This window comes from Hallella mizrahii, from assembly GCF_009695775.1.
Taxonomy (GTDB): Bacteria; Bacteroidota; Bacteroidia; order Bacteroidales; family Bacteroidaceae; genus Prevotella; species Prevotella mizrahii.
Map to the genome: position 1 here is coordinate 1 of NZ_VUNG01000088.1, position 1,839 is coordinate 1,839.

Genomic DNA, 1,839 nt, shown 5'->3' on the forward strand with positions numbered 1-1,839 from the left:
TACGCTCAGATGCTGCCCGGACAACTCGCTATTGATTAACAAGTCTTAAATCTTACTCAGCCTAGCATAAAACGGGGTACTCGAAAGTACTCTGTTTAAAGCTGATAAGCAACAATTGGACATTTACCATTCTACAAGAATATTTTAGATTGAAACGGACACGAGGACGGTCACCGTCCGCTGTTGTATATGCTAACGGCGGCCAAACTTTCTGTTTGTGTTTCTGTAATTGGTTATCGTCTTGACATTGTTGACGGTCCGGCGACTTCCGAAAGTACGGCTATTCGGGGTAGGACGCGGCTGCCGATTCCATGTTCGTGCTGTGTAGTAGCTCTTGCTGTTGCCACCGCGATAGGTCACATATACTCTTGGGCGGGACTTATAGAACTTGGTCGGAGTGTAACGGGCATAGATACGCCATACCCAACGGTTATTGGACCAATAGATGGGACGATAGAAATAGTTCGCGGCAACATAGGCATTATACTGCCAGGATGAGAGGATGGACTGCAATTCTTGGTTGCGGAGTGTCCAGTAGTAGCCATAGAGATCGTTATAGTCGTTGACAGCCATGAGGTAGTCGAGGTTGATCTCATAGGCGGCCTCATACTGCTCATCAGTGAGATTCAGCTCATAAGCCATCTTGTCGGCGAGGAAAAGAGCCTGATCTTTAGCCTGACTGTATGTCATGGCGTAAGCAGAGGTGACGATTGTCATCATTACTGCTATCAACATCATTTTTATAGCCTTCATCGTTTTCACAATCGTAACTTTATTAATGATTTGACTTCTTGTAGATACTTGATATCGCTTTGGATTTGCGACGACTTCTATATCTTTTTCGATTGCAAAGTTACGAAGAAGAAGGTATGGTGACAAGTTGATTATCCTATTCCGACAGCGTATTTCCCCTATTCGTTGCGGGGGATTTCCCCCGTGACGGATTAAGCCCTGGGAACGGTCTGTAGTGTTTCGTTGGTCATGTCATCAAATGACAACAGCCGTGCCGCTTACTGCTACCATGAGCATAGAGCCGTTTTGACCGACCGTCTCATAGTCGATGTCAATGCCTACGATGGCATTGGCACCCAGTTGAGAGGCTCGGTCCTGCATCTCTGCCATAGCAGTGTCTTTTGCCTCACGCAGCACCTTTTCGTAACTGCCCGAGCGACCGCCAATGATATCACGGATACCGGCGAAGAAATCACGAACGAAGTTGGCACCGATGATCGTCTCACCGGTGACGATGCCTTTATACTCACGGATGGTGTGACCTTCAATGGTTGGGGTTGTGGATAATATCATAACTGTTGTGTTAAATGTGATGGTTGTTGGCCACAAATTTAATAATTTCATATGATATATTCGAATGATCCAATAGAATTCTGTGTTTTTATCCCTAAAAATATTTGTAAAAGTCTTAGGGCATGGGTGACAGAACAGATGCAGTCTGCTCGTACGCTGATAATATTTTATAAAAAAGTAAAAAGACTTGTCAATATGAATAGTTGAAATAGAATGTAAGAGACTCAATAGCTTGTCGGAAAATGATGAAAAGGTATGATCAGATGTTGAGACTTGGCCCTAACAGTTGAATCTTGGTGAGAATAGACTGCTATCTCCGTGAAATGTGACAGTCATCTCGCCGAGAAGAGGTGGTTATAGTACTTTTTTTTGAGCGTCAGGAAAACATTAAAAGACAAGAACTTTTATAACTAAAGTTTCCCACTTGCAAATAGCTCGCCCTTAAAGTCTTAAAAATCAAGAGAAAAGAGAAGGAATGTCCAAAAGTTTTTGTATCTTTGTAGTGCAAATAAATCATTGATACATAAACGATTA

2 protein-coding genes are annotated in these 1,839 nt (G+C 43.0%); both read right to left on the reverse strand.

Going from position 1 to position 1,839, the window contains the following annotated elements:
* Nucleotides 1-192: 192 nt before the first annotated feature.
* The gene (locus FYJ73_RS15525; RefSeq protein WP_154535647.1) at nucleotides 193-753 is read right to left on the reverse strand and encodes a hypothetical protein; all 561 of its coding nucleotides are present in this window, start codon (nucleotides 751-753) and stop codon (nucleotides 193-195) included.
* Nucleotides 754-987: 234 nt separating this feature from the next.
* Nucleotides 988-1,305, reverse strand: a complete 318-nt coding sequence (locus FYJ73_RS15530; protein ID WP_154535648.1) for a heavy metal-binding domain-containing protein — start codon at nucleotides 1,303-1,305, stop codon at nucleotides 988-990.
* Between the last annotated feature and the right edge of the window lie 534 nt (nucleotides 1,306-1,839).